The organism is Kitasatospora sp. NPDC059327, from assembly GCF_042752535.1.
GTDB lineage: Bacteria > Actinomycetota > Actinomycetes > Streptomycetales > Streptomycetaceae > Kitasatospora.
In genome coordinates this window covers 64,606-84,108 of record NZ_JBHYYB010000037.1, presented here as the reverse complement: position 1 = coordinate 84,108, position 19,503 = coordinate 64,606, and the positions used below count along the sequence as shown (strand labels likewise).

15 protein-coding genes are annotated in these 19,503 nt (G+C 71.1%); 3 read left to right on the top strand and 12 right to left on the bottom strand.

Annotated elements, in window-relative coordinates; all coding sequences use genetic code 11:
* Nucleotides 1-47 precede the first annotated feature (47 nt).
* The 9 genes from ACFXHB_RS22935 to ACFXHB_RS22895 all read right to left on the bottom strand — a co-directional run bounded on the left by ACFXHB_RS22935 (nt 48) and on the right by ACFXHB_RS22895 (nt 10,819).
* Nucleotides 48-1,571, bottom strand: coding sequence for a CoA-acylating methylmalonate-semialdehyde dehydrogenase (locus tag ACFXHB_RS22935; protein WP_380576451.1), 1,524 nt, complete (start codon nt 1,569-1,571; stop codon nt 48-50).
* A gap of 307 nt (nt 1,572-1,878) precedes the next feature.
* Nucleotides 1,879-2,748 carry a hypothetical protein gene (locus ACFXHB_RS22930; RefSeq protein ID WP_380576450.1) on the bottom strand — a complete coding sequence of 290 codons (870 nt, stop codon included), beginning with the start codon at nt 2,746-2,748 and terminating at the stop codon, nt 1,879-1,881.
* Between the two features lie 120 nt (nt 2,749-2,868).
* Nucleotides 2,869-3,300: a hypothetical protein gene (locus ACFXHB_RS22925; protein ID WP_380576449.1), complete on the bottom strand. Its 432-nt coding sequence runs from the start codon at nt 3,298-3,300 to the stop codon at nt 2,869-2,871.
* A 287-nt stretch (nt 3,301-3,587) separates the two neighbouring features.
* Nucleotides 3,588-4,982, bottom strand: a complete 1,395-nt coding sequence (locus ACFXHB_RS22920) for an NAD(P)/FAD-dependent oxidoreductase (protein WP_380576448.1) — start codon at nt 4,980-4,982, stop codon at nt 3,588-3,590.
* Nucleotides 4,983-5,062: 80 nt separating this feature from the next.
* Nucleotides 5,063-5,866, bottom strand: coding sequence for an ABC transporter permease (locus tag ACFXHB_RS22915; protein ID WP_380576447.1), 804 nt, complete (start codon nt 5,864-5,866; stop codon nt 5,063-5,065).
* A complete protein-coding gene (locus ACFXHB_RS22910) occupies nt 5,866-6,810 on the bottom strand; it encodes an ABC transporter permease (protein WP_380576446.1) in 945 nt (314 codons plus the stop codon). Before ACFXHB_RS22910 ends, ACFXHB_RS22915 begins: the two co-directional genes overlap by 1 nt.
* Nucleotides 6,807-7,949, bottom strand: a complete 1,143-nt coding sequence (locus tag ACFXHB_RS22905) for an ABC transporter ATP-binding protein (RefSeq protein ID WP_380576445.1) — start codon at nt 7,947-7,949, stop codon at nt 6,807-6,809. The genes ACFXHB_RS22910 and ACFXHB_RS22905 overlap by 4 nt, the downstream gene beginning before the upstream one ends.
* A gap of 38 nt (nt 7,950-7,987) precedes the next feature.
* Nucleotides 7,988-9,241, bottom strand: a complete 1,254-nt coding sequence (locus ACFXHB_RS22900; RefSeq protein ID WP_380576444.1) for a spermidine/putrescine ABC transporter substrate-binding protein — start codon at nt 9,239-9,241, stop codon at nt 7,988-7,990.
* Between the two features lie 63 nt (nt 9,242-9,304).
* Nucleotides 9,305-10,819, bottom strand: coding sequence for a gamma-aminobutyraldehyde dehydrogenase (locus tag ACFXHB_RS22895; RefSeq protein WP_380576443.1), 1,515 nt, complete (start codon nt 10,817-10,819; stop codon nt 9,305-9,307).
* A gap of 424 nt (nt 10,820-11,243) precedes the next feature.
* Between ACFXHB_RS22895 and ACFXHB_RS22890 the strand changes: the two genes are divergently transcribed.
* Nucleotides 11,244-12,896 carry a PucR family transcriptional regulator gene (locus ACFXHB_RS22890; protein ID WP_380576442.1) on the top strand — a complete coding sequence of 551 codons (1,653 nt, stop codon included), beginning with the start codon at nt 11,244-11,246 and terminating at the stop codon, nt 12,894-12,896.
* Nucleotides 12,897-12,930: 34 nt separating this feature from the next.
* Here the strand turns inward: ACFXHB_RS22890 and ACFXHB_RS22885 are convergent, their stop codons facing one another.
* The 3 genes from ACFXHB_RS22885 to ACFXHB_RS22875 form a co-directional block, all read right to left on the bottom strand.
* Nucleotides 12,931-14,100 (bottom strand): spermidine/putrescine ABC transporter substrate-binding protein, encoded by a 1,170-nt coding sequence (locus ACFXHB_RS22885; protein WP_380576441.1) that lies wholly within the window; start codon nt 14,098-14,100, stop codon nt 12,931-12,933.
* 157 nt (nt 14,101-14,257) lie between these two features.
* A complete protein-coding gene (locus ACFXHB_RS22880; RefSeq protein WP_380576440.1) occupies nt 14,258-15,616 on the bottom strand; it encodes an aspartate aminotransferase family protein in 1,359 nt (452 codons plus the stop codon).
* A 187-nt stretch (nt 15,617-15,803) separates the two neighbouring features.
* Complete coding sequence (locus ACFXHB_RS22875; protein WP_380576439.1) at nt 15,804-17,279, bottom strand: gamma-aminobutyraldehyde dehydrogenase; 1,476 nt, start codon at nt 17,277-17,279, stop codon at nt 15,804-15,806.
* A gap of 269 nt (nt 17,280-17,548) precedes the next feature.
* On the opposite strand from ACFXHB_RS22875, the gene ACFXHB_RS22870 reads away from it, so the two are divergent.
* Together ACFXHB_RS22870 and ACFXHB_RS22865 are read left to right on the top strand one after the other, a co-directional pair.
* Nucleotides 17,549-18,022: an Lrp/AsnC family transcriptional regulator gene (locus ACFXHB_RS22870; protein ID WP_030306695.1), complete on the top strand. Its 474-nt coding sequence runs from the start codon at nt 17,549-17,551 to the stop codon at nt 18,020-18,022.
* A complete protein-coding gene (locus tag ACFXHB_RS22865) occupies nt 18,019-19,413 on the top strand; it encodes an aspartate aminotransferase family protein (RefSeq protein ID WP_329489787.1) in 1,395 nt (464 codons plus the stop codon). Before ACFXHB_RS22870 ends, ACFXHB_RS22865 begins: the two co-directional genes overlap by 4 nt.
* The last annotated feature ends 90 nt before the right edge of the window (nt 19,414-19,503 follow it).

The window sequence follows — 19,503 nt, the reverse complement described above, 5'->3', positions numbered from 1 at the left end:
GACCCCGGGGGGAGGGGTCCGGTCGGCCGCCGCGGTGGAGCGGGGGCTCAGCTGTTGGTCGGGAAGCCGAGGTTGATGCCGCCGTGCGAGGGGTCCAGCCAGCGCTGGGTGACGGCCTTGCCGCGGGTGAAGAACTGCACGCCGTCCGGACCGTAGGCGTGGGCGTCGCCGAACAGGGACGCCTTCCAGCCGCCGAAGGAGTAGTAGGCGACCGGCACCGGGATCGGCACGTTGATGCCGACCATGCCGACCTCGACCTCGTACTGGAAGCGCCGGGCCGCACCGCCGTCGTTGGTGAAGATGGCCGTGCCGTTGCCGTACGGGTTGGCGTTGATGAGCGCCAGGCCCTCCTCGTAGGAGGCGACGCGCACCACCGACAGCACCGGGCCGAAGATCTCGTCGTTGTAGACGGACATGCCGGGCTTGACGTGGTCGAACAGGGTGGGGCCGAGCCAGAAGCCGTCCGAGGTCGGGGCGCCGTTGCGGTCCTCGGCGGTGATCGGGTGCTTCCGGCCGTCGACGGCCAGCTCCGCGCCGTCGGCGACACCGGACTCGACGTAGGAGGTGACCTTGTCCCGGTGCTGGCCGGTGACCAGCGGGCCCATCTCCGAGTCGCCGTTGCAGCCGGGCCCGACCTTGAGCTGGGCGATCCGCTCCTTGATCTTCTCGACCAGCTCGTCACCGATCGGGTCGACGGCCACCAGCACCGAGATGGCCATGCAGCGCTCGCCCGCCGCACCGAAGCCGGCGTTGATGGCGGCGTCGGCACTGAGGTCGAGGTCGGCGTCCGGCAGGACCAGCATGTGGTTCTTGGCGCCGCCGAGGGCCTGCACGCGCTTGCCGTACCGGGTGCCGGTCTCGTAGACGTAGCGGGCGATCGGGGTGGAGCCGACGAAGCTGACCGACTTGATGTCGGGGTGCTCCAGCAGGCGGTCGACGGAGACCTTGTCACCGTGCACGACGTTGAAGACGCCGTCCGGCAGCCCGGCCTCCTTCCAGAGCTCGGCGAGGAAGTTGGCGGCGGACGGGTCCTTCTCCGAGGGCTTCAGCACGACCGTGTTGCCGGCCGCGATGGCGATCGGGAAGAACCACATCGGCACCATGGCCGGGAAGTTGAACGGGGAGATGATGGCCACCGGGCCGAGCGGCTGGCGGATCGAGTAGACGTCGATGCCGGTGGACGCCTGCTCGGTGAAGCCGCCCTTGACGAGCTGCGGGATGCCACAGGCGTACTCGACGACCTCGATGCCCCGGGCGATCTCGCCGAGCGCGTCGGAGTGCACCTTGCCGTGCTCGGCGACGATGATCGCCGCCAGCTCGTCCCGGCGGGCGTTGAGCAGCTCGCGGAAGTTGAAGAGCACCGTCGTGCGCTTGGCGATCGAGGCGTTGCGCCACTCGACGAAGGCCGAGGCCGCGGCGGCCACCGCCTGGTCGACCTCGGCGATCCCGGCGAAGTCGACGTGGCCCGAGACCTGACCCGTGGCCGGGTCGAAGATGTCACCGCGGCGGGGCGCAGCGCCGGCGGTGGCGACCGGCCGGCCACCGATCCAGTGAATGATGTGCTTGCTCATGGTCCGTCTGCCTCCGAAGTCCCGGGCGGCGTCCTGCCGCCGGTCCCTTGTGTGGCGCCGCCCGCGAGTGGGCCGGGCGACGGGATCACGGGGCTACCGCGCTCATCACCCAGTCTGGTGTCCACCACCCCAGGCCTCAACGAACAGGCTGACGGGGATCGGGGATTCAGCCTTACAGGTCGTCGGCCGTATCGGCCGAACGGGCGAAGCTCAGGCCTTGAACGGCCCCGCGGTCCTGCCCGGACCGGTCCAGTCCGGACCGGCCCCGTCACACCCGTCCGGTCGGCGCCCACTGCCCCCTCGCCACTCACTGCCCCCTCGCCCCCGCCCCCTCCCCGGCGGACAGCCCCACATCGGCGTCCTCCTCGGCATCCGCCCCGTCCTCCCTCGCCTCCAGGTCCTCCAGATACGGATCGTGCAGTCCGTCCGCGGCCTCCCTGGTCTCCATCAGGTCGAGCCGGAGGTCCTGCGACCACGCCAGTGCCCACCGCTTGAGCCCGCTCACCGTGGCGCCCTCGGTGCCGCTCGCCGTGCCGGCCACCGGCCGTCGGACCCGGAAGCGCCCGTCGGCGGCTTCGGCCAGCGTCTCCAGTCGGTCGGCGAGAACGGCGGGCTGGAAGTCCGAGTCCAACGCGGTGGCCAGCGCGAGCAGCTCCCCCTCCCGGTACCAGGCGGTCAGGGCGTGCACGTCGAGCAGGTCCCGCGGCAGGCCCCGGTCGGCGAGCAGCGCGGTGGCCAGCCCAGCGGCGTCCTCCAGGGCGACGACCGTCATCGTCAGCGAGGGTTCGCCGGGCGCCGGGGAACCGAGGTCGAGGCGGACCGGGCGATGGCCCAGCGGCTCCTTGCGCAACTCCACCGTGTGCGTCCGCCCGCCGAGCGTCAGCCGGACGGAGAGCTGTGCCAGACGCGGTGTGCCCGGGCGCTCGGCGGCCCCGCCGCCGGCCGCCCGGTAGGCGGCGGCCAGCTCGGTCGCGGCCTGCGGCAGGTCTGTGCCGCCGCTGGTCACCAGGGTCAGCCCGTCCTGGGCGCAGGCCGGCACGCCCAGGGCCCGCAGCGCGTGCCCGCCGGCGAGCGCGAACCCGAGCCGGTCGCAGACGGGGCGGGCCTGCTCGGCCAGTCTCAGCTGGGCCGAGCCCGGTCGCAGAGGCGCGTCGACGGTGTCCGGGGTGGTGGTCACCCTCCCAGTCTGGCGCGACCGCCCTCGCCGTGCGTCCGGGCCGGCCGGCCCGGGGATCCCGGACCACGCCCGCCTGCCCACGGCCGCGGGACACCCGGAGCCGACGAGGGTCCGCCGTCCTCACCAGTCGCTGAGCCGGGCGGCGGACTCGTGCAGGGCGAGCTCCAGCAGGACCGGGTCGTTGAGCCGTCCGGAGCCGTCGGGCGGGACGAGCCAGCGCACGCCCCGGCTGCGACGTCCGGGGTGCGGCACCACGATCCAGGTGCCGTCGCCGGCACACCGGACGCCGGTGCCGATCCAGCGCGCGGCCGTGCCGACGGGGACGAGGAAGCCGACACTCTCGCCCGCGAAGTCGCTGAGGACCGGACCGCAGGAGCGGGAGTCGAGGATGTCGAGGACCGGGCGGCCGAGCCGGCCGGGCACCGAGAGGACGTCCCACAGGCGTCCGGCGGGCAACAGCATCAGGCCCAGCCCGCTGCGTTCCCACTGTTCCCGGAAGGCGTCCGGGTCCGGTGCCGCCTGGGCGAGCCAGTGCAGTCCGGTGCTCTCCATGGTCCTGTCCCCGTTTCTCAGCGCTGCTGCTGATCGTGGCGCGACGGGAACCAAGACCCGCCGTCACCAACGAGAGGCGGACGGCGGGTCTCTCTTACACGGGTAGCGCGATCACTCGGCCGAACGGCGTCATCGGCGGAGCACCGCACCGATCACCGGATCGACCGACCACCGGATCGGCCGGTCGTCGGATCGACCGGTCGTCGGATCATGAGGACGGTCGGTCGTCGGATCATGAGGGCACCCAATCGGCCCCTCCTCGGACCGGCGCCCGACCACCCGATCCCTCAGCTGTCGAAGCCCAGCCCCATCCGGTCGAGGGTGCGCAGCCAGAGGTTGCGGTGACCGCCGGTCCGGTCCGCCCGCTCCAGCGAGCGCGTGGTGATCTCGATCCCCGCCCAGCGCACCGGCTCGGGCGGGAACGGCAGCGGCTTGGAGCGCACCATCTCCAGCGAGGTGCGCTCGGTCCGCTCCCCGGCCAGCAGGTCGAGCATCACCTCGGCGCCGAACCGGCTGGCGCCGACGCCCAGGCCGGTGTACCCGGCGGCGTAGGCGACCCGGCCGCGGTAGGCGGTGTCGAAGAACGCCGAGAACCGGCTGCAGGTGTCGATCGCGCCGCCCCAGGCGTTGGTGAAGCGCAGCCCCTCCAGCTGCGGGAAGCAGCGGAAGAAGTGGTTCGCCAGGGTGCGGAAGGTCTCCGGCCGCTGGTCGTACTCGTGCCGGACCCGGCCGCCGTAGTGGTAGACGGCGTCGTAGCCGCCCCAGAGGATCCGGTTGTCGGCGGAGAGCCGGAAGTAGTGGAACTTGTTGGCGCTGTCGCCGAGCCCCTGCCGCCCCTGCCAGCCGATCGCGGCGAGCTGTTCCGCGCTGAGCGGTTCGGTCATCAGCGCGTAGTCGTACACCGGGACGATGAACGGGCGGACCCGCTTGACCAGCGACGGGAAGACGTTGGTGCCGAGGGCGACCCGCCGGGCGAAGACCCGCCCGTACGGGGTGCGGACGGCCATGCCGCTGCCGTGCTCGGCGAGGTCCGTCGCCCGGGTGTGCTCGAAGATCCGCACGCCCTGGGAGAGGCTGGCGGCCTTGAGGCCCCAGGCCAGCTTGGCGGGGTGGACCATCGCCACGCCCTCCTTGTCCCAGAGCCCGCCGAGGAAGGTCGGCGAGTCGACCTGGGCCCGCAGCTCGTCACGGTCGAGCACGGTGATGTCGAGCCCGTACTCGGCGACGGCCTCGGCGACCTCGTGCAGCTCGGCGAGCTGGTGGGGCTGGGTGGCGACGTCGATCTCGCCGGTGCGCTCCCACTCGGCGTCGATGTCGTAGCGCTTGAGGGTCTCCTCGATGCCGTCCAGGTTGGCGGCGCCGAGGCGCTCCAGCTGGGCGAGTTCGGCGGGCCAGCGCTGCAGCCCGTTGCCGAATCCGTGGGTCAGGCTGGCCGCGCAGAATCCGCCGTTGCGCCCGGACGCGGCCCACCCCACCTCGTTGCCCTCGACCAGGACGACGTCCAGGGAGGGGTCGCGCTCCTTGGCGACGAGGGCGGTCCAGAGGCCGGAGTAACCGCCGCCGACGACCAGCAGGTCGCAGGTGGTGTCGCCGACCAGAGCGGGCAGCGCCGCCGGCCGGCCCGGGTCCTCCAGCCAGAAGGGGGTGGGCCTGGCGTCACTGAGCGCGCGGGCGGAGTCCATGCATTATCAGCCACTTTCTGCACATTGATGGTGATGGTGGGGCCGCCTCCGACGGTATGCCCGGGAGGCGGCCCGGCCGGTCAGGCGGTCGCCTTCCGGCGGTTTCCGAGCCACTGACCGGCGACGGTCAGGACCACCGCGGCGATGAACATCGCGGTGCCGATGACGTTCACCTGCACCGGGATACCGCGCTGGGAGGCGCCCCAGACGAACATCGGGAAGGTGACCGTGGTCGGGCCCGAGTTGAACTGGGTGATGATGAAGTCGTCGAAGGAGAGCGCGAAGCTGAGCAGCGCGCCGGCGGCGATGCCGGGGGCGGCCAGCGGCAGGGTGACCCGCAGGAAGGTCTGGGTCGGGGTCGCGTAGAGGTCCTGGGCGGCCTGTTCGAGCCTCGGGTCCATGCTCATCACGCGGGCCTTGACCGCCGTCACCACGAAGCTCAGGCAGAACATGATGTGCGCGATGAGGATCGTGGTGAAGCCGAACGGGATGCGCATGTTGAGGAAGAGCGTGCCGAGCGAGGCGGCCATCACCACCTCGGGCATGGCCATCGGCAGGAAGATCATCGCGGTGGTGGCGGAGCGGCCGCGGAAGCGGTAGCGGGCCAGCGCGAAGGCGACCATGGTGCCGAGCACGGTGGCGCCGACGGTCGCGAGCACCGCGATCTCCAGCGACAGCGACAGCGACTGGCACATGTCGGCCACACCGCAGGGATCGGTCCAGGCGTCGGTGGAGAACTCGGACCACTCGTAGTTGAACTTGCCGACCGGCTTGTTGAACGAGAAGGCGAGCACCACCAGGTTGGGCAGCACCAGGTAGGCCAGGGCCAGCAGGCCGGCCAGCACCACCAGGTGGGCCCGGATCCACTTGATCACTCGGGACATCAGACCAGTTCCTCCGTCCCGGCCTTGCGCATGTAGACCGTCACCATGCCCAGGATCAGGGCCATCAGGATGAAGCTCAGCGCGGCGGCCGTGGGGTAGTCGAGCACGTTCAGGAACTGCTTCTGGATGCCGTTGCCGACCATCTGCTCGCTCGGCGAACCCAGCAGCTGGGCGTTGATGTAGTCGCCGGAGGCCGGGATGAAGGTGAGCAGCGTGCCCGCGACCACCCCGGGGAGCGAGATCGGGAAGGTCACCTTGCGGAAGGTCGTGAACGGGCGGGCGTACAGGTCGCCGGCCGCCTCGTGCAGCCGCGGGTCGATCCGCTCCAGCGAGGTGTACAGCGGAAGGATCATGAACGGCAGGAAGTTGTAGGTCAGACCGCAGACCACCGCGAGCGGCGTGGCCAGCACCCGGTCGCCCGAGGTGAGCCCGACCGCGCTGGTGAGGTCCAGGACGTGCAGCGCGTTGAGCGCGCCGACCACCGGGCCGCCGTCCGAGAGGATGGTCTTCCAGGCCAGCGTGCGGATCAGGAAGCTGGTGAAGAACGGCGCGATCACCAGGATCAGGATGACGTTGCGCCAGCGCTTGCTCGCCTTGAAGGCGATCGTGTACGCGAGCGGATAACCGATGGCCAGGCAGAACAGCGTGGCGGTCGCGGCGTAGCCGAACGAGCGGACGAAGTGCCAGCGGTACTCGACCAGGGCGTCCCAGTAGGTGGCGACGTGCCAGGTGACGCTGAAGCCCTCCTCCAGCGAGCCGGTCTGCAGCGAGGTGGAGGCCTGGTAGACCATCGGCACCGCGAAGAAGACCACCAGCCAGGCGATGCCGGGCAGCAGCAGCCAGTACGGGGTGAGCTTGCGCCTGGGCCGCGCGGCCGGATCGGGCAGCGCGCTGCCGTCGGGGGGTATGGCCTGCGGCGGCGCCGCCGCGGTGGTGGTGGTCATGCCGCCTCCTCCCCGGTGCCCGCGTCGATCGCCTGCGCGGCGTCCAGGGCGAAGGAGTGTGCCGGGTTCCAGTGCAGGACGACCGGCGCGCCGGGGACGATCCGGGCGTCCCGCTCCATGTTCTGCTCGAAGACGGTCACCTCCTGGCCGCCGTCGGTGCGCACCAGGTACTGGGTGGAGACGCCGATGAAGCTGGAGTCGACGACGGTGCCGGCCAGGCGGTTGCGGCCGGCGGCGACCTCGGCGGAGGAGTGCTCGATGGTGATCTTCTCCGGCCGGACGCCGAGGTGGACCTTCCGGGCGTCGGCGGCGCACCGGGCCCTGGGCACGGCGAGCCGGGCACCGGCGGCGCTGAGCAGCAGGTCACCGCCCTCCTGGCCGGTCACGTCGGCGGGCAGCAGGTTGGACTGGCCGAGGAAGTTGGCCACGAAGGTGGTGGCGGGGTTCTCGTAGAGCTCGGCGGGGGCACCGAGCTGCTCCACCCGGCCGCCGTTCATCACCGCGATGGTGTCGGCCATGGTCATGGCCTCCTCCTGGTCGTGGGTGACGTGGACGAAGGTGATGCCGACCTCGGTCTGGATCCGCTTGAGCTCCAGCTGCATCTGCCGGCGGAGCTTGAGGTCGAGGGCGCCGAGCGGCTCGTCCAGGAGCAGCACCTGCGGGTGGTTGATCAGGGCGCGGGCCACGGCGACGCGCTGCTGCTGGCCGCCGGAGAGCTGGTGCGGCTTGCGGCGGGCGAACTGGCCGAGCTCCACCAGCTCCAGCATGTCGTCGACCTGCTTCTTGACGTCCTTCTTGCCGCGCCGGCGCAGGCCGAAGGCGATGTTCTCGAAGATGTCGAGGTGCGGGAAGAGCGCGTAGCTCTGGAAGACCGTGTTCGCCGGCCGCTTGTACGGGGGCAGGGCGGTGACGTCCTGGCCGCCGATCAGGACGGTCCCGGTGGTGGGCTCCTCCAGTCCGGCGATCATGCGCAGCGTGGTGGTCTTGCCGCAGCCGGAGGCGCCGAGCAGGGCGAAGAAGGAGCCCTGGGGAACGGTCAGGTCGAGCGGGTGGACGGCGGTGAAGGACCCGTAGGTCTTGCCGATGCCGGTGAGGCGGACATCGCCGCCGGTGGCCGCGGAGCGCAGCTGCTCTGTCATGGGTGGTGTCTCTCTGGATTCTCTGCCGTCAGTGGGGGTCAGGCGCCGATGAGCTTGGAGAACTTCTCCTCGAAGGAGCTCTCCTCGGCCTCGGTCAGGCTGCGGAACACGTGTGCCTTCGCCGCCATCTCGGGAGTGGGGACGACCAGCGGGTTGGCCGCGCTGTCCGGGGCGATGGCCGCGAGCTCCTTCTCCATCCCGGTGACGGCGGAGACGTAGCCGATGCCCGCGGCCAGCTGCGCCGCGATCTTGGGCTGATAGTAGAAGTCGATCAGCTTCTCGGCGTTGGCCTTGTGCCGGGCCCTGGCCGGGACGAGCATGTTGTCCGTCGCGGTGACGAAGCCCTTCTCCGGGATCACGAACTCGATGTCCGGGTTGTCGGCCCGCAGCTGGATCAGGTCGCCGCCCCAGGCGACACAGGCCGCGATGTCGCCGGAGGAGAGTTCCTGGCCGTAGTCGTTGCCCGTGAAGCGGCGGATCTGCTTGCTGTCCACGGCCTTCTGCAGCCGGGCGATCGCCGCGTCGTAGTCGTCGGCGGTGAACTTCGCCGGGTCCTTGCCCATGTCCAGCAGGGTCATCCCGACGGTGTCGCGCATCTCGGAGAGGAAGGTGACCCGGCCCTTGAGGTCGGGGTCCTCCAGCAGCTGGGCGACGCTGGTGACCTCCCTCCCCTTGGTGGCCTTCCGGTTGTAGGCGACCACCGTCTGGATGCCGGCCCACGGGTAGGAGTAGAGCCGGCCCGGGTCCCAGTCGGGGGCGCGGAAGCGCGCGTCCACGTTGGTGATCGCGGTGGTGACGTTGGCCGGGGTGAGCTTCTGCGCCCAGCCGAGGCGGATCAGCCGGGCGGCCATCCAGTCGGTGAGCACCACCAGGTCGCGGCCGGTGTCCTGGCCGGCCGCGAGCTGCGGTTTGACCTTGCCGAAGAACTCGACGTTGTCGTTGATGTCCTCGGTGTACTTGACCGTGATCCCGGTGGCCGCGGTGAAGGCCTCCAGCGAGCCGTGCTTCTCCGGGTCGTTCTCGTCGGTGTCGATGTAGAGCGGCCAGTTGGAGAAGCCCACCTCCCGGTCGCTCTCCGAGAGGTCCGGAGCGGCGTTCGCGGTGGAGTCGCCGGTGCCGGCGGTGCCGGCCGCCGGGATGCCGCACGCCGCCAGCGTGCCCGCACCGGCGGTGAGGGCGACGGCGCGCAGCAGCGTCCGCCTGCCGAGGGAGGCCCGGCCACTGGTCAGACTGCGTTCCCAGGCCTTGCGGACCGGTTCGGACAGACCGTCGGTGAGCTCGTTGAACGCCATGGAACGGGCCTCCTGGGGGCGAGAGGTCGGGACGGGGCGGTGGGGGAACGCCCCTCGATGGGGTTATCTGTCTCCGAAGACGGTGCGGTGCCAGTCCTTGCGGGCCACCGCCGTGGTGTCGAACATGACGTGCTTGACCTGGGTGTACTCGTCCAGCGAGTACTGCGACATGTCCTTGCCGTAACCGGAGGACTTGTAGCCGCCGTGCGGCATCTCGCTGATGATCGGGATGTGGTCGTTGACCCAGACGCAGCCGGCCGCGATCTCCCGGGTGGCGCGCAGCGAGCGGTGCACATTGCTCGTCCACGCCGAGGCGGCCAGGCCGTACGGGGTGTCGTTGGCCAGCCGCAGCCCCTCGTCGTCGCCGTCGAAGGGCAGCACGACCAGGACCGGACCGAAGATCTCGCCCTGGACGATCTCGCTGTCCTGCGCCGCGTCGGTGACGAGGGTGGGCAGGTAGTAGGCGCCGCGGGTGAGGTCGGTGCCGTCGTGGCCCTTCTCGGGGGCGCGGCCGCCGGTGACGACGGTGGCGCCGTAGCCGCGGGCCCGCTCGACGAATCCGGCCACCCGGTCGCGGTGGGTGTACGAGACCAGCGGGCCGAGGTCGGTGCGGGGGTTCAGCGGGTCGCCGAGCCGGATCGCGCCGTAGAGCTCGGCGACACCGGCCACGAAGGCGTCGTAGAGCGGGCGCTGGACGTAGGCGCGGGTGGCGGCGGTGCAGTCCTGGCCGCTGTTGATCAACGAGGCGGCGACCGCGCCGTGCACGGCGGCGTCCAGGTCGGCGTCGTCGAAGACCACGAACGGGGCCTTGCCGCCGAGCTCCAGGTGGGTGCGCTTGACGGTCGCGGTGGCGAGTTCGGCGACCCGCCGGCCGACCGGGGTGGAGCCGGTGAAGGAGACCATCGCGACGTCGGGGTGCGCGACGAGGCGCTCGCCCGCGGTGCGCCCGGCCCCGGTGACCACGTTGACCACGCCGTCCGGGATGCCGGCCGCGGTGCAGGCCCGGGCGAACATCACCGAGGTCAGCGGGGTCAGCTCGGCCGGCTTGAGGACGATGGTGTTGCCCGCCGCGATGGCCGGGAGGATCTTCCAGGCGGCCATCTGCAGCGGGTAGTTCCACGGCGAGATCGAGCCGACCACGCCGATCGGCTCGCGCCGCACGTAGGAGGTGTGGTCCCCGGAGTACTCGCCGGCCGCCTTGCCCTCCAGGTTGCGGGCGGCTCCCGCGAAGAACGCGGTGTTGTCGACGGTGCCGGGGACGTCGAACTCGCTGGAGAGCTTCACCGGCTTGCCGGTCTGCGAGGTCTCCACCCGGGCGAGGTCGGCGCCGGCCTCGGCGAGGACGGCGGCCAACCGGGTCAGCGCCTCCGAACGGGCCCCGGGGGTGGCGCCGGCCCACTCGGGCAGCGCGGCCCGGGCGGCGGCGACCGCGGCGTCGACCTGCTCGGTGGAGGCCAGGGAGATCTGCTCGACCACGCTGCCGTCCGCCGGGTTGACGACCTGGAAGGGGTCGCCGCTCCCCCGGCTCTGCCGGCCGGCGATGTACTGCGCGCCCGCGCCGAAGTCGGTCAGGTCCATCTGTTCCTCCAAGTGCCGGTGGTTCGACTGCCCGCAAGGCGTGAAGTCCGCCTGATCCGTCATGCTGCACGGGTCGGCGGGCAGGGGACCGCACCGGCGTCGTACGACTGGTCGAGTCGCCGCGTCTGCGGTGCGGGGGAATCCGTCCGGTCGGTCACCGGGATGCGCGATCCTGACAGCCCCAGGTTTCCCCGGCAAGGGATCCCGCTGTTGCTTTCCGGTTAACACGACGGATTCCCGCGGTTGTGTCGCCTTTCGCCACAGCCGACCCGCTGACCATGCCCTTTGCCGCCAGGGCGTGACAAGGGTCACCCCGGAAAGCTAGGCCCGCAGGGCCTTACAGGGTGCAAGGGTTCTCCGAGGGCAACAGATCGTCGCCGGGAGCGATGATTTACCTGACACTCTGAACCCTGGAGGCCCCGCGATGCTCCCCACCGTCGCCCATGTGCTCGACCTGGAGGTGATGCGGCGCGGCCTCCCCCAGGTCGTCGCCGGCACCGACCGTCTGGAGCGCCCGGTCCGCTGGGTCCACGTCAGCGAGCTGCCCGATGTCGCCGGTGTGCTCCAGGGCGGCGAGCTGGTGCTGACCACCGGCATCGCGCTGCCCGAGGACCGCGAGGGACTCGCCCGGTACGTGCGCGAGCTGGACGAGGTCGGCGTGGCCGGCCTGGTCATCGAGTTCGGCCGGCGCTACTTCGACTCGCTGCCGCGCGCCCTGGTGCACGCCGCCGAGCAGCGCGGCCTGCCGCTGATCGCGCTCCGGCGCGAGCTGCGCTTCGTCGCCGTCACCGAGGCCGTGCACGCCCTGGTGGTCAACGCCCAGCTGGAGCAGCTGCGCACCTCGGAGACGGTCCACCAGGTCTTCAACGAACTGGTGGTGGAGGGCGCCGAGCCGGCCGAGGTGGTCCGCCAGGTGGCCCGGATGGCGGGCGGGCCGGTCGTCCTGGAGAACCTCGCCCACCAGGTGCTGGCGCACGACACCGCCGGCCGGCCGGAGACCGAGCTGCTGGAGGACTGGGAGCGGCGCTCGCGCGGGGTCCGCCCACCGGGCCGCACCGGACACGACCCGCGCAGCGGCTGGCTGGTCACCACGGTCGGCGCCCGGGGCCAGGACTGGGGCCGGCTCGTCCTGGTCGCCGACCCGGGGCCGCTGCCCGAGGGCACCGCGCATCCGCACACCATGCTGCTGGAGCGCGGTGCCTCCGCGCTCGCCCTGAACCGGCTGGTGGTCCGGGACCGCGAGAGCCTGGAGCGGCAGACCCACCGCACCCTGCTGTCCGGCATCCTCACCCACGCGCTGACCGTCTCCGAGGTCGCGCTGCGCGCCCAGGCCCTCGGTGTGCCGCTGGAGAGCCGCCGGCTGGTCGGCGTAGTGCTGCGGCAGCGGCGCGGACCGATCCCGGCCGCGCTGGAGGCCCAGGCCCGGCTGCGCGACTTCACCGAGCTGGCGGCCACCGCGATCCGCGGCTGCCGGCTCTCCGCCCTCGTCGGCGCGCTCGACGACGAGGGCGTGGGCGTGCTGATCGCGCTCGGCGCCCAGCAGGACGAGCACGCCGCGCTGGACGCCTTCGCAGCGGCGCTGCGCCGACTGACGGCGGAGGCCAACCGGGACGCCGCCCCCGCACCGACACCGGTGGTCGCCGCCGGCTCCTCGGTCGGCTCGGTCCGCGATGCCCGGCGCACCCTGCTGGAGGCCACCCAGGTCGCCGACGCCGCGCTGCACGACGCGCCCGGCGGGCGGGCGGCCGCGTACTACCGGCTGCCCGACGTCCGGCTGCGCGGCCTGCTGCACCTGCTGCGCGACGACGCCCGGCTGCAGACCTACGTCGAGCGCGAGCTGGGCCCGCTGCTCGCCTACGACGCCGAGCACAACGCCCAGCTGGTGCAGATGCTGCGGATCTACCTGGAACAGGGCCGGAACAAGTCCGCGGCGGCCGATGCCGCGCACCTGTCCCGGCCGTCCTTCTACGACCGGCTGCACAAGGTCGAGCGGATCCTCGGCGTCGACCTCGACCAGGTCGAGTCCTGCCTCTCGCTGCACGTCGCGCTGCTCGCGCTGGACGCGGTGCGGCGCTGAGCGGCAGAGGCGCTGAGCGGCCGGCCCCGCCGCGCTACACCCCGGTGATGCGGCCCCAGACCTTGTGCAGACCGGGGCGCTCGGCGGAGGTGACATCGCGCATGGTGTGCAGCCGGGCCCGCATCTCGTCGGTCGGGAAGACCAACGGGTGCTCCGCCAGCTCGGCCTTCTCCTTGTCCCCGCTGGCCGCCAGCACCTCACGGGCGGCCGGCACCGGACAGATGTACTGCACGGCGGCGGCCAGTTCGGCGGCCACCTCGGGCCGGTAGTAGTGGTCGATCAACAGCTCGGCGTTCCGCTTGTGCGCGGCCCGGTTGGGGATCAGCAGGCTCTCCGCCCAGAGCTCGCCGCCCTCCTCGGGCACCACGAACGCGATGTCCGGGTTCTCGGCGGTGAGCTGGACGGCGTCACCCGAGTAGGCCTGGCAGGCCAGCGCGGCCCCGGAGGCCAGGTCGCTGGTGTAGTCGTTGCCGGTGAAACGGCGGACGTGCCGGCTGTCGACCATCTTCTGCACCAGGTCCATCGCCCGGTGCGCGTCGTCCTCGGTGAAGGCCGAGATGTCGGCGCCGTACCCGAGCATCAGCAGGCCGAGCGCCTCGTCCAGCCCGGCGAACAGGGTGACCCGGCCCTTGAGGTCGGGGGCCCAGAGATCGGCGGTGGACCTGATCTCGCGGCCCAGCTCCTTGCGGTTGTAGGCGATGCCGGTGATCCCGGACTGCCACGGCACACTGCGCCGGCGCCCGGGGTCGAAGGCCGGGTTCGCCAGCTGCGGATCCAGCTGGGCGGTGACGTTCGGCAGGTTGGCCCGGTCCATGGTCTGCACCCAGCCGAGCGAGACGTACCGCCCGGCCATCCAGTCGCTGACCACCATCAGGTCCCGGCCGGGGTCGGTGCCCTGGGTCAGCACCGGCCCGATCTTCCCGAAGAACTCGTCGTTGTCGTTGATGTCCTCGGTGTAGGTGACCTTGATCCCGGTCCGCTCGGTGAAGGCGTCCAGGGTGGGGCGGCCGCCGTCGTCGTCGACGTCGATGTACTGCGTCCAGTTGGAGAAGCCCAGCCGCTTCTCCTCCCCCGAGCGGTCGGGGGCGGAGCGACGGTCCTCGGCGACGTAGGCGGACGGGATGCCGCAGCCGGTCAGGGTTCCGACGCCGAACAGCCCGGCGGTGCCGAGCACGCCGCGGCGGGTGAGGGTGGTGCGGGGCAAAGTGGTCCTCCGGAGCGTGGGACGGCCCCGGGCGCACGGGCACCCGGGGCCGTCCTGTCGGGTCTGATACCTCGTCGGCCTGACACGTCGCCGGCCTGATGCGTCGCCGGCCTGGTACGTCGCCGGCCTGGTACGTCGCCGGTCGGCGGGCTGTCGGTCAGACGGTGTGCGCGTCGGTCAGCGACAGCACCTCGTCGAGCACCGCGATACCGGCCTTGGCCTCCTCCTCCGTGACGGTGCACGGCGGAACGACGTGGAAGCGGTTCATGTTGACGAACGGCCAGAGCCCGCGCTGCTTGCAGGCGGCGGCCAGCTCTGCCATCGGCGCGTTGGCGGGGCCCGCCGCGTTGTACGGCACCAGCGGCTCGCGGGTGGTCCGGTCCTTGACCAGGTCCAGGGCCCAGAACACCCCGAGCCCGCGCACCTCGCCGATCGAGGGGTGGCGCTCGGCCAGCTCACGCAGCGCCGGACCGATCACGTTCTCGCCGATGTGCGCGGCGTTCTCGACGATGCCCTCCTGCGCCATGGTGTTGATCGTGGCGACGGCCGAGGCACAGGCCAGCGGGTGGCCCGAGTAGGTGAGCCCGCCGGGGAACGGCCGCTCGGCGAAGGTCGCGGCGATCTCCGCGTTGATCGCCACCCCGCCCAGCGGGACGTAACCGGAGTTGACGCCCTTGGCGAAGGTCAGCAGGTCCGGGGTGACGCCCCAGTGGTCGGCGGCGAACCACGCGCCGGTGCGGCCGAAGCCGGCCATCACCTCGTCCAGGATGAACACGATGCCGTAGCGGTCGCAGATCTCGCGCACCCCGGCCAGGTAGCCCGGCGGCGGGATCAGGATGCCCGCGGTGCCGACCACCGTCTCCAGGATGATCGCCGCGACGGTACCCGGACCCTCGAACGCGATCACCTGCTCCAGGTGCCGCAGCGCGCGCTCGCACTCCTGCGCCTCGTTCTCGGCGTGGAAGTTGGAGCGGTAGGCGTACGGGCCCCAGAAGTGCACGACGCCGGAGACCCCGGTCTCGTTGGCCCAGCGGCGCGGGTCGCCGGTGAGGGCGATCGCGTTGGCGGTGGCGCCGTGGTACGAGCGGTAGGTCGCCATGACCTTCTGCCGGCCGGTGTGCAGCCGGGCCAGCCGGATGGCGTTCTCGTTGGCCTCGGCGCCGCCGTTGGTGAAGAAGATCTTGTCGAGGTCCCCGGGGGTGCGCTCGGCGATCAGCCGGGCGGCCTCGCTGCGGGACTCGACGGCGAAGCCGGGGGCGATGGTGCAGAGCTTCGCGGCCTGCTCCTGGATCGCGGCGACCACCTTCGGGTGCTGGTGCCCGATGTTGGTGTTCACCAGCTGCGAGGAGAAGTCGAGGTAGCGGTTGCCGTCGTAGTCCCAGAAGTACGAGCCCTCGGCGCCGGCCACCGCGAGGGGGTCGATCAGCGCCTGGGCGGACCACGAGTGGAAGACGTGCGCGCGGTCGGCGGCCTTGACGGCCTGGCCGGCAGCTGAGTCAGCGGTGGGGATGCTCATGCGGCAAGGCTAGGGAGTCCCGGTGCCGAAGTGCAGGTTCATCCTGTCAGGCGGTCACACGAACGGCCGACAGGGTGGCAAGACGGCGGGCCCGGACCGCTCCCGGCCCGGGCCCGCCGCCATGCCGGACGATCGGTCACGCGCCGTCGGGGCGCGGCCCTGCCACGCCCCGACGGTCCCGCACGCTCTAGAGCGCGGTCATGACGTGCTTCACCCGGGTGTAGTCCTCGAACCCGTAGGAGGAGAGGTCCTTGCCGTAGCCGGACTTCTTGAAACCGCCGTGCGGCATCTCGGCGACCAGCGGGATGTGGGTGTTGATCCAGACGCAACCGAAGTCCAGACGGCGCGACATCCGCATCGCGCGGGCGTGGTCCTTGGTCCACACCGAGGAGGCCAGCGCGTACTCGACACCGTTGGCGTAGCCGACGGCCTGGTCCTCGTCCGAGAACTTCTGCACGGTGATGACCGGGCCGAAGACCTCGTTCTGGATGATCTCGTCGTCCTGGTTCAGCCCGGAGACGACGGTCGGGGCGTAGAAGTAGCCCTTGTCGCCGACCCGGTGGCCGCCGGCCTCGACCTTGGCGTGCGCCGGCAGGCGGTCGATGAAGCCGGTGACCTGCTTCAGCTGGTTGGCGTTGTTCAGCGGGCCGTAGAGCACGTCCTCGTCGTCCACGCCGCCGGTCTTGGTCTCGGCCGCGGCCTTGGCCAGCGCCTCGACGAAGGCGTCGTGGATCGACTCGTGGACCAGCACGCGGGTGGCGGCGGTACAGTCCTGGCCCGCGTTGAAGAAGCCGGCCACCGAGATGCCCTCGACGGCCTCGGCGATGTCCGCGTCCTCGAAGACCACGACCGGGGCCTTGCCGCCCAGCTCCAGGTGGACGCGCTTGACGTCCTTGGCCGCCGACTCCGCGACCGAGATGCCGGCGCGCACCGAACCGGTGATGGAGGCCATCGCCGGGGTGGAGTGCTCGACCATGGCCTGGCCGGTCTCGCGGTCGCCGCAGATCACGTTGAAGACGCCGGCCGGCAGCTCCAGGTCCTTCAGGATGCCGCCGATGATCTCGGCCAGCAGCACCGTGGAGGCCGGGGTGGTGTCCGACGGCTTCAGCACGACGGTGTTACCCGCGGCGATGGCCGGGGCGAACTTCCAGACGGCCATCATCATCGGGTAGTTCCACGGCGCGACCTGGGCGCAGACGCCGACCGGCTCGCGTCGGACGATCGAGGTCATGCCGTCCATGTACTCACCGGCGGCCTTGCCCTCCAGGAGACGGGCGGCGCCGGCGAAGAAGCGGATCTGGTCCACCATCGGGCCGATCTCCTCGGAGAGGGTCAGCGCGCGGGGCTTGCCGGTGTTGCGGACCTCGGCGTCCACGATCTCGTCGGCGCGTGCCTCGACCGCGTCGGCGATCTTGAGCAGCAGCTTCTGGCGGGTGCTGGGGGTGGCGTCGCGCCAGACCGGGAAGGCGGCGGCGGCCGAGGCCATGGCGGCGTCCACGTCGGAGGCGCCGGACAGCGGAGACGTCGCGTAGACCTCGCCGGTGGTGGGGTCCACGATGTCGAGCGTGCGGCCGTCCGCCGCGTCGACGAACTCACCGTTGATGTAGTTGCGCAGCGTGCGAAGGTCGCTCACGGGTCTCTCCTCGGTCTGGGCCTGCGGCATTGCAGATTCCGGCGCCATGGTACGTCGGGGGGTCCGACGGACGAAGGGCGCCGAGTGGCCGGGCCGGGCGCGGCGCGGTCCACTGTTCGGGGGAACGCGCGCTGCGCTGCGAAGCCGCGCGCGTACCGAACCAGGGTAGCCGTACGACTGCTGGTATCGACAGCACAACTTCGAGACAGCGATGAAATCCGTACCCGATTTCCAAGATCACGACGAAATCAGCAGATCCCGCGCTTGCGAACAGAGGAACGATCAGGCACAGTTGCGGCGTGGCCAACCGCGACCGGAACGCCAGCGTTCCCCTCGACGCCGCCTCCAAGGCGATCATCGAGCAACTCCAGGAGGACGGGCGCCGCCCGTACGCCGCCATCGGCAAGGCCGTCGGCCTGTCCGAGGCAGCCGTACGGCAGCGCGTCCAGAAGCTGCTCGACCAAGGCGTGATGCAGATCGTCGCCGTCACGGACCCGCTCACCGTCGGCTTCACCCGCCAGGCGATGGTCGGGATCCGGGTCGAGGGCGACATCGAGCCCGTCGCCGACGCGTTGGCCGCCCTCGACGAGGTCGACTACGTCGTCTGCACCGCAGGCTCGTTCGATCTCCTGGCCGAACTGGTCTGCGAGGACGACGAGCACCTGCTCGAAATGATCAACAAGCGCATCCGCGCGCTTCCCGGCGTGCGGAGCACCGAGAGCTTCGTTTACCTGAAGCTCCGGAAACAGACCTACACCTGGGGCACCCGATGACAGCCGACCCGGCGCAGAAGGACCTTTCCAAGACCGCCTACGACCACCTGTGGATGCACTTCACCCGCATGTCGTCGTACGAGAACTCTCCCGTGCCGACGATCGCCAGGGGCGAGGGCACCTACATCTGGGACGACAAGGGCCGGAAGTACATCGACGGCCTCTCCGGCCTGTTCGTGGTGCAGGCCGGTCACGGCCGCGTCGAGCTCGCCGAGGCCGCTGCCAAGCAGGCCAAGGAGCTCGCCTTCTTCCCGGTGTGGAGCTACGCCCACCCGAAGGCCGTCGAGCTGGCCGAGCGCCTGGCGAACTACGCCCCGGGCGACCTGAACAAGGTGTTCTTCTCCACCGGTGGCGGCGAGGCCGTCGAGACCGCGTGGAAGCTGGCCAAGCAGTACTTCAAGCTGACCGGTAAGCCCACCAAGTACAAGGTCATCTCGCGTGCGGTCGCCTACCACGGCACCCCGCAGGGCGCGCTGTCCATCACCGGCCTGCCGGGCCTGAAGGCCCCGTTCGAGCCGCTGGTGCCGGGCACCCACAAGGCCCCGAACACCAACATCTACCGCGCGCCGGCCTTCCTCGAAGGCCCGGACGGCACCGTCGACCCCGAGGCCTACGGCCGCTGGTGCGCCGACGAGATCGAGGTCGCGATCCTCAACGAGGGCGCCGAGACCGTCGCCGCCGTCTTCGTCGAGCCGGTGCAGAACGCCGGTGGCTGCTTCCCGCCGCCGCCCGGGTACTTCCAGCGCCTGCGCGAGATCTGCGACCGCCACGACGTGCTGCTGGTCTCGGACGAGGTCATCTGCGCCTTCGGCCGCCTGGGCACCATGTTCGGCGCCGACAAGTTCGGCTACCAGCCCGACATGATCACCTGCGCCAAGGGCATGACCTCGGGCTACTCCCCGATCGGCGCCACGATCATCTCGGACCGCCTGGCCGAGCCGTTCTACAAGGGTGACAACACCTTCCTGCACGGCTACACCTTCGGTGGCCACCCGGTCTCCTCCGCGGTGGCGCTGGCCAACCTCGACATCTTCGAGCGCGAGGGCCTGAACCAGCACGTGCTGGACAACGAGGCGAACTTCCTCGGCACCCTGAACAAGCTGCGCGACCTGCCGATCGTCGGCGACGTCCGCGGCAACGGGTACTTCTACGGCATCGAGCTCGTGAAGGACAAGGTCACCAAGGAGTCGTTCAACGACGACGAGGTCGAGCGCGTGCTCTACGGCTTCCTGTCGAAGGCGCTCTTCGACAACGGCCTGTACTGCCGCGCCGACGACCGTGGCGACCCGGTCGTCCAGCTGGCCCCGCCGCTGATCTCCGACCAGTCGACCTTCGACGAGATCGAGCAGATCCTGCGGACCAGCCTCACCGACGCGTGGGCCAAGATCTGATCACCTGATCTTTCCTCCCCACCCTCCGCCGAAGGGCGGTCCCGCTTCCCGCGGGACCGCCCTTCGGTGTTTCTGCATGATCGACCCGAT

Excerpts from the sequence above, each read along its gene's own strand:
- ACFXHB_RS22905 (WP_380576445.1), bottom strand. The coding sequence starts at position 7,949 with ATGACAGAGCAGCTGCGCTCCGCGGCCACCGGCGGCGATGTCCGCCTC.
- ACFXHB_RS22935 (WP_380576451.1), bottom strand. The coding sequence starts at position 1,571 with ATGAGCAAGCACATCATTCACTGGATCGGTGGCCGGCCGGTCGCCACC.
- ACFXHB_RS22890 (WP_380576442.1), top strand. The coding sequence starts at position 11,244 with ATGCTCCCCACCGTCGCCCATGTGCTCGACCTGGAGGTGATGCGGCGC.
- ACFXHB_RS22925 (WP_380576449.1), bottom strand. The coding sequence starts at position 3,300 with ATGGAGAGCACCGGACTGCACTGGCTCGCCCAGGCGGCACCGGACCCG.
- ACFXHB_RS22895 (WP_380576443.1), bottom strand. The coding sequence starts at position 10,819 with ATGGACCTGACCGACTTCGGCGCGGGCGCGCAGTACATCGCCGGCCGG.
- ACFXHB_RS22900 (WP_380576444.1), bottom strand. The coding sequence starts at position 9,241 with ATGGCGTTCAACGAGCTCACCGACGGTCTGTCCGAACCGGTCCGCAAG.
- ACFXHB_RS22910 (WP_380576446.1), bottom strand. The coding sequence starts at position 6,810 with ATGACCACCACCACCGCGGCGGCGCCGCCGCAGGCCATACCCCCCGAC.
- ACFXHB_RS22875 (WP_380576439.1), bottom strand. The coding sequence starts at position 17,279 with ATGCCGCAGGCCCAGACCGAGGAGAGACCCGTGAGCGACCTTCGCACG.
- ACFXHB_RS22865 (WP_329489787.1), top strand. The coding sequence starts at position 18,019 with ATGACAGCCGACCCGGCGCAGAAGGACCTTTCCAAGACCGCCTACGAC.
- ACFXHB_RS22915 (WP_380576447.1), bottom strand. The coding sequence starts at position 5,866 with ATGTCCCGAGTGATCAAGTGGATCCGGGCCCACCTGGTGGTGCTGGCC.
- ACFXHB_RS22920 (WP_380576448.1), bottom strand. The coding sequence starts at position 4,982 with ATGGACTCCGCCCGCGCGCTCAGTGACGCCAGGCCCACCCCCTTCTGG.
- ACFXHB_RS22880 (WP_380576440.1), bottom strand. The coding sequence starts at position 15,616 with ATGAGCATCCCCACCGCTGACTCAGCTGCCGGCCAGGCCGTCAAGGCC.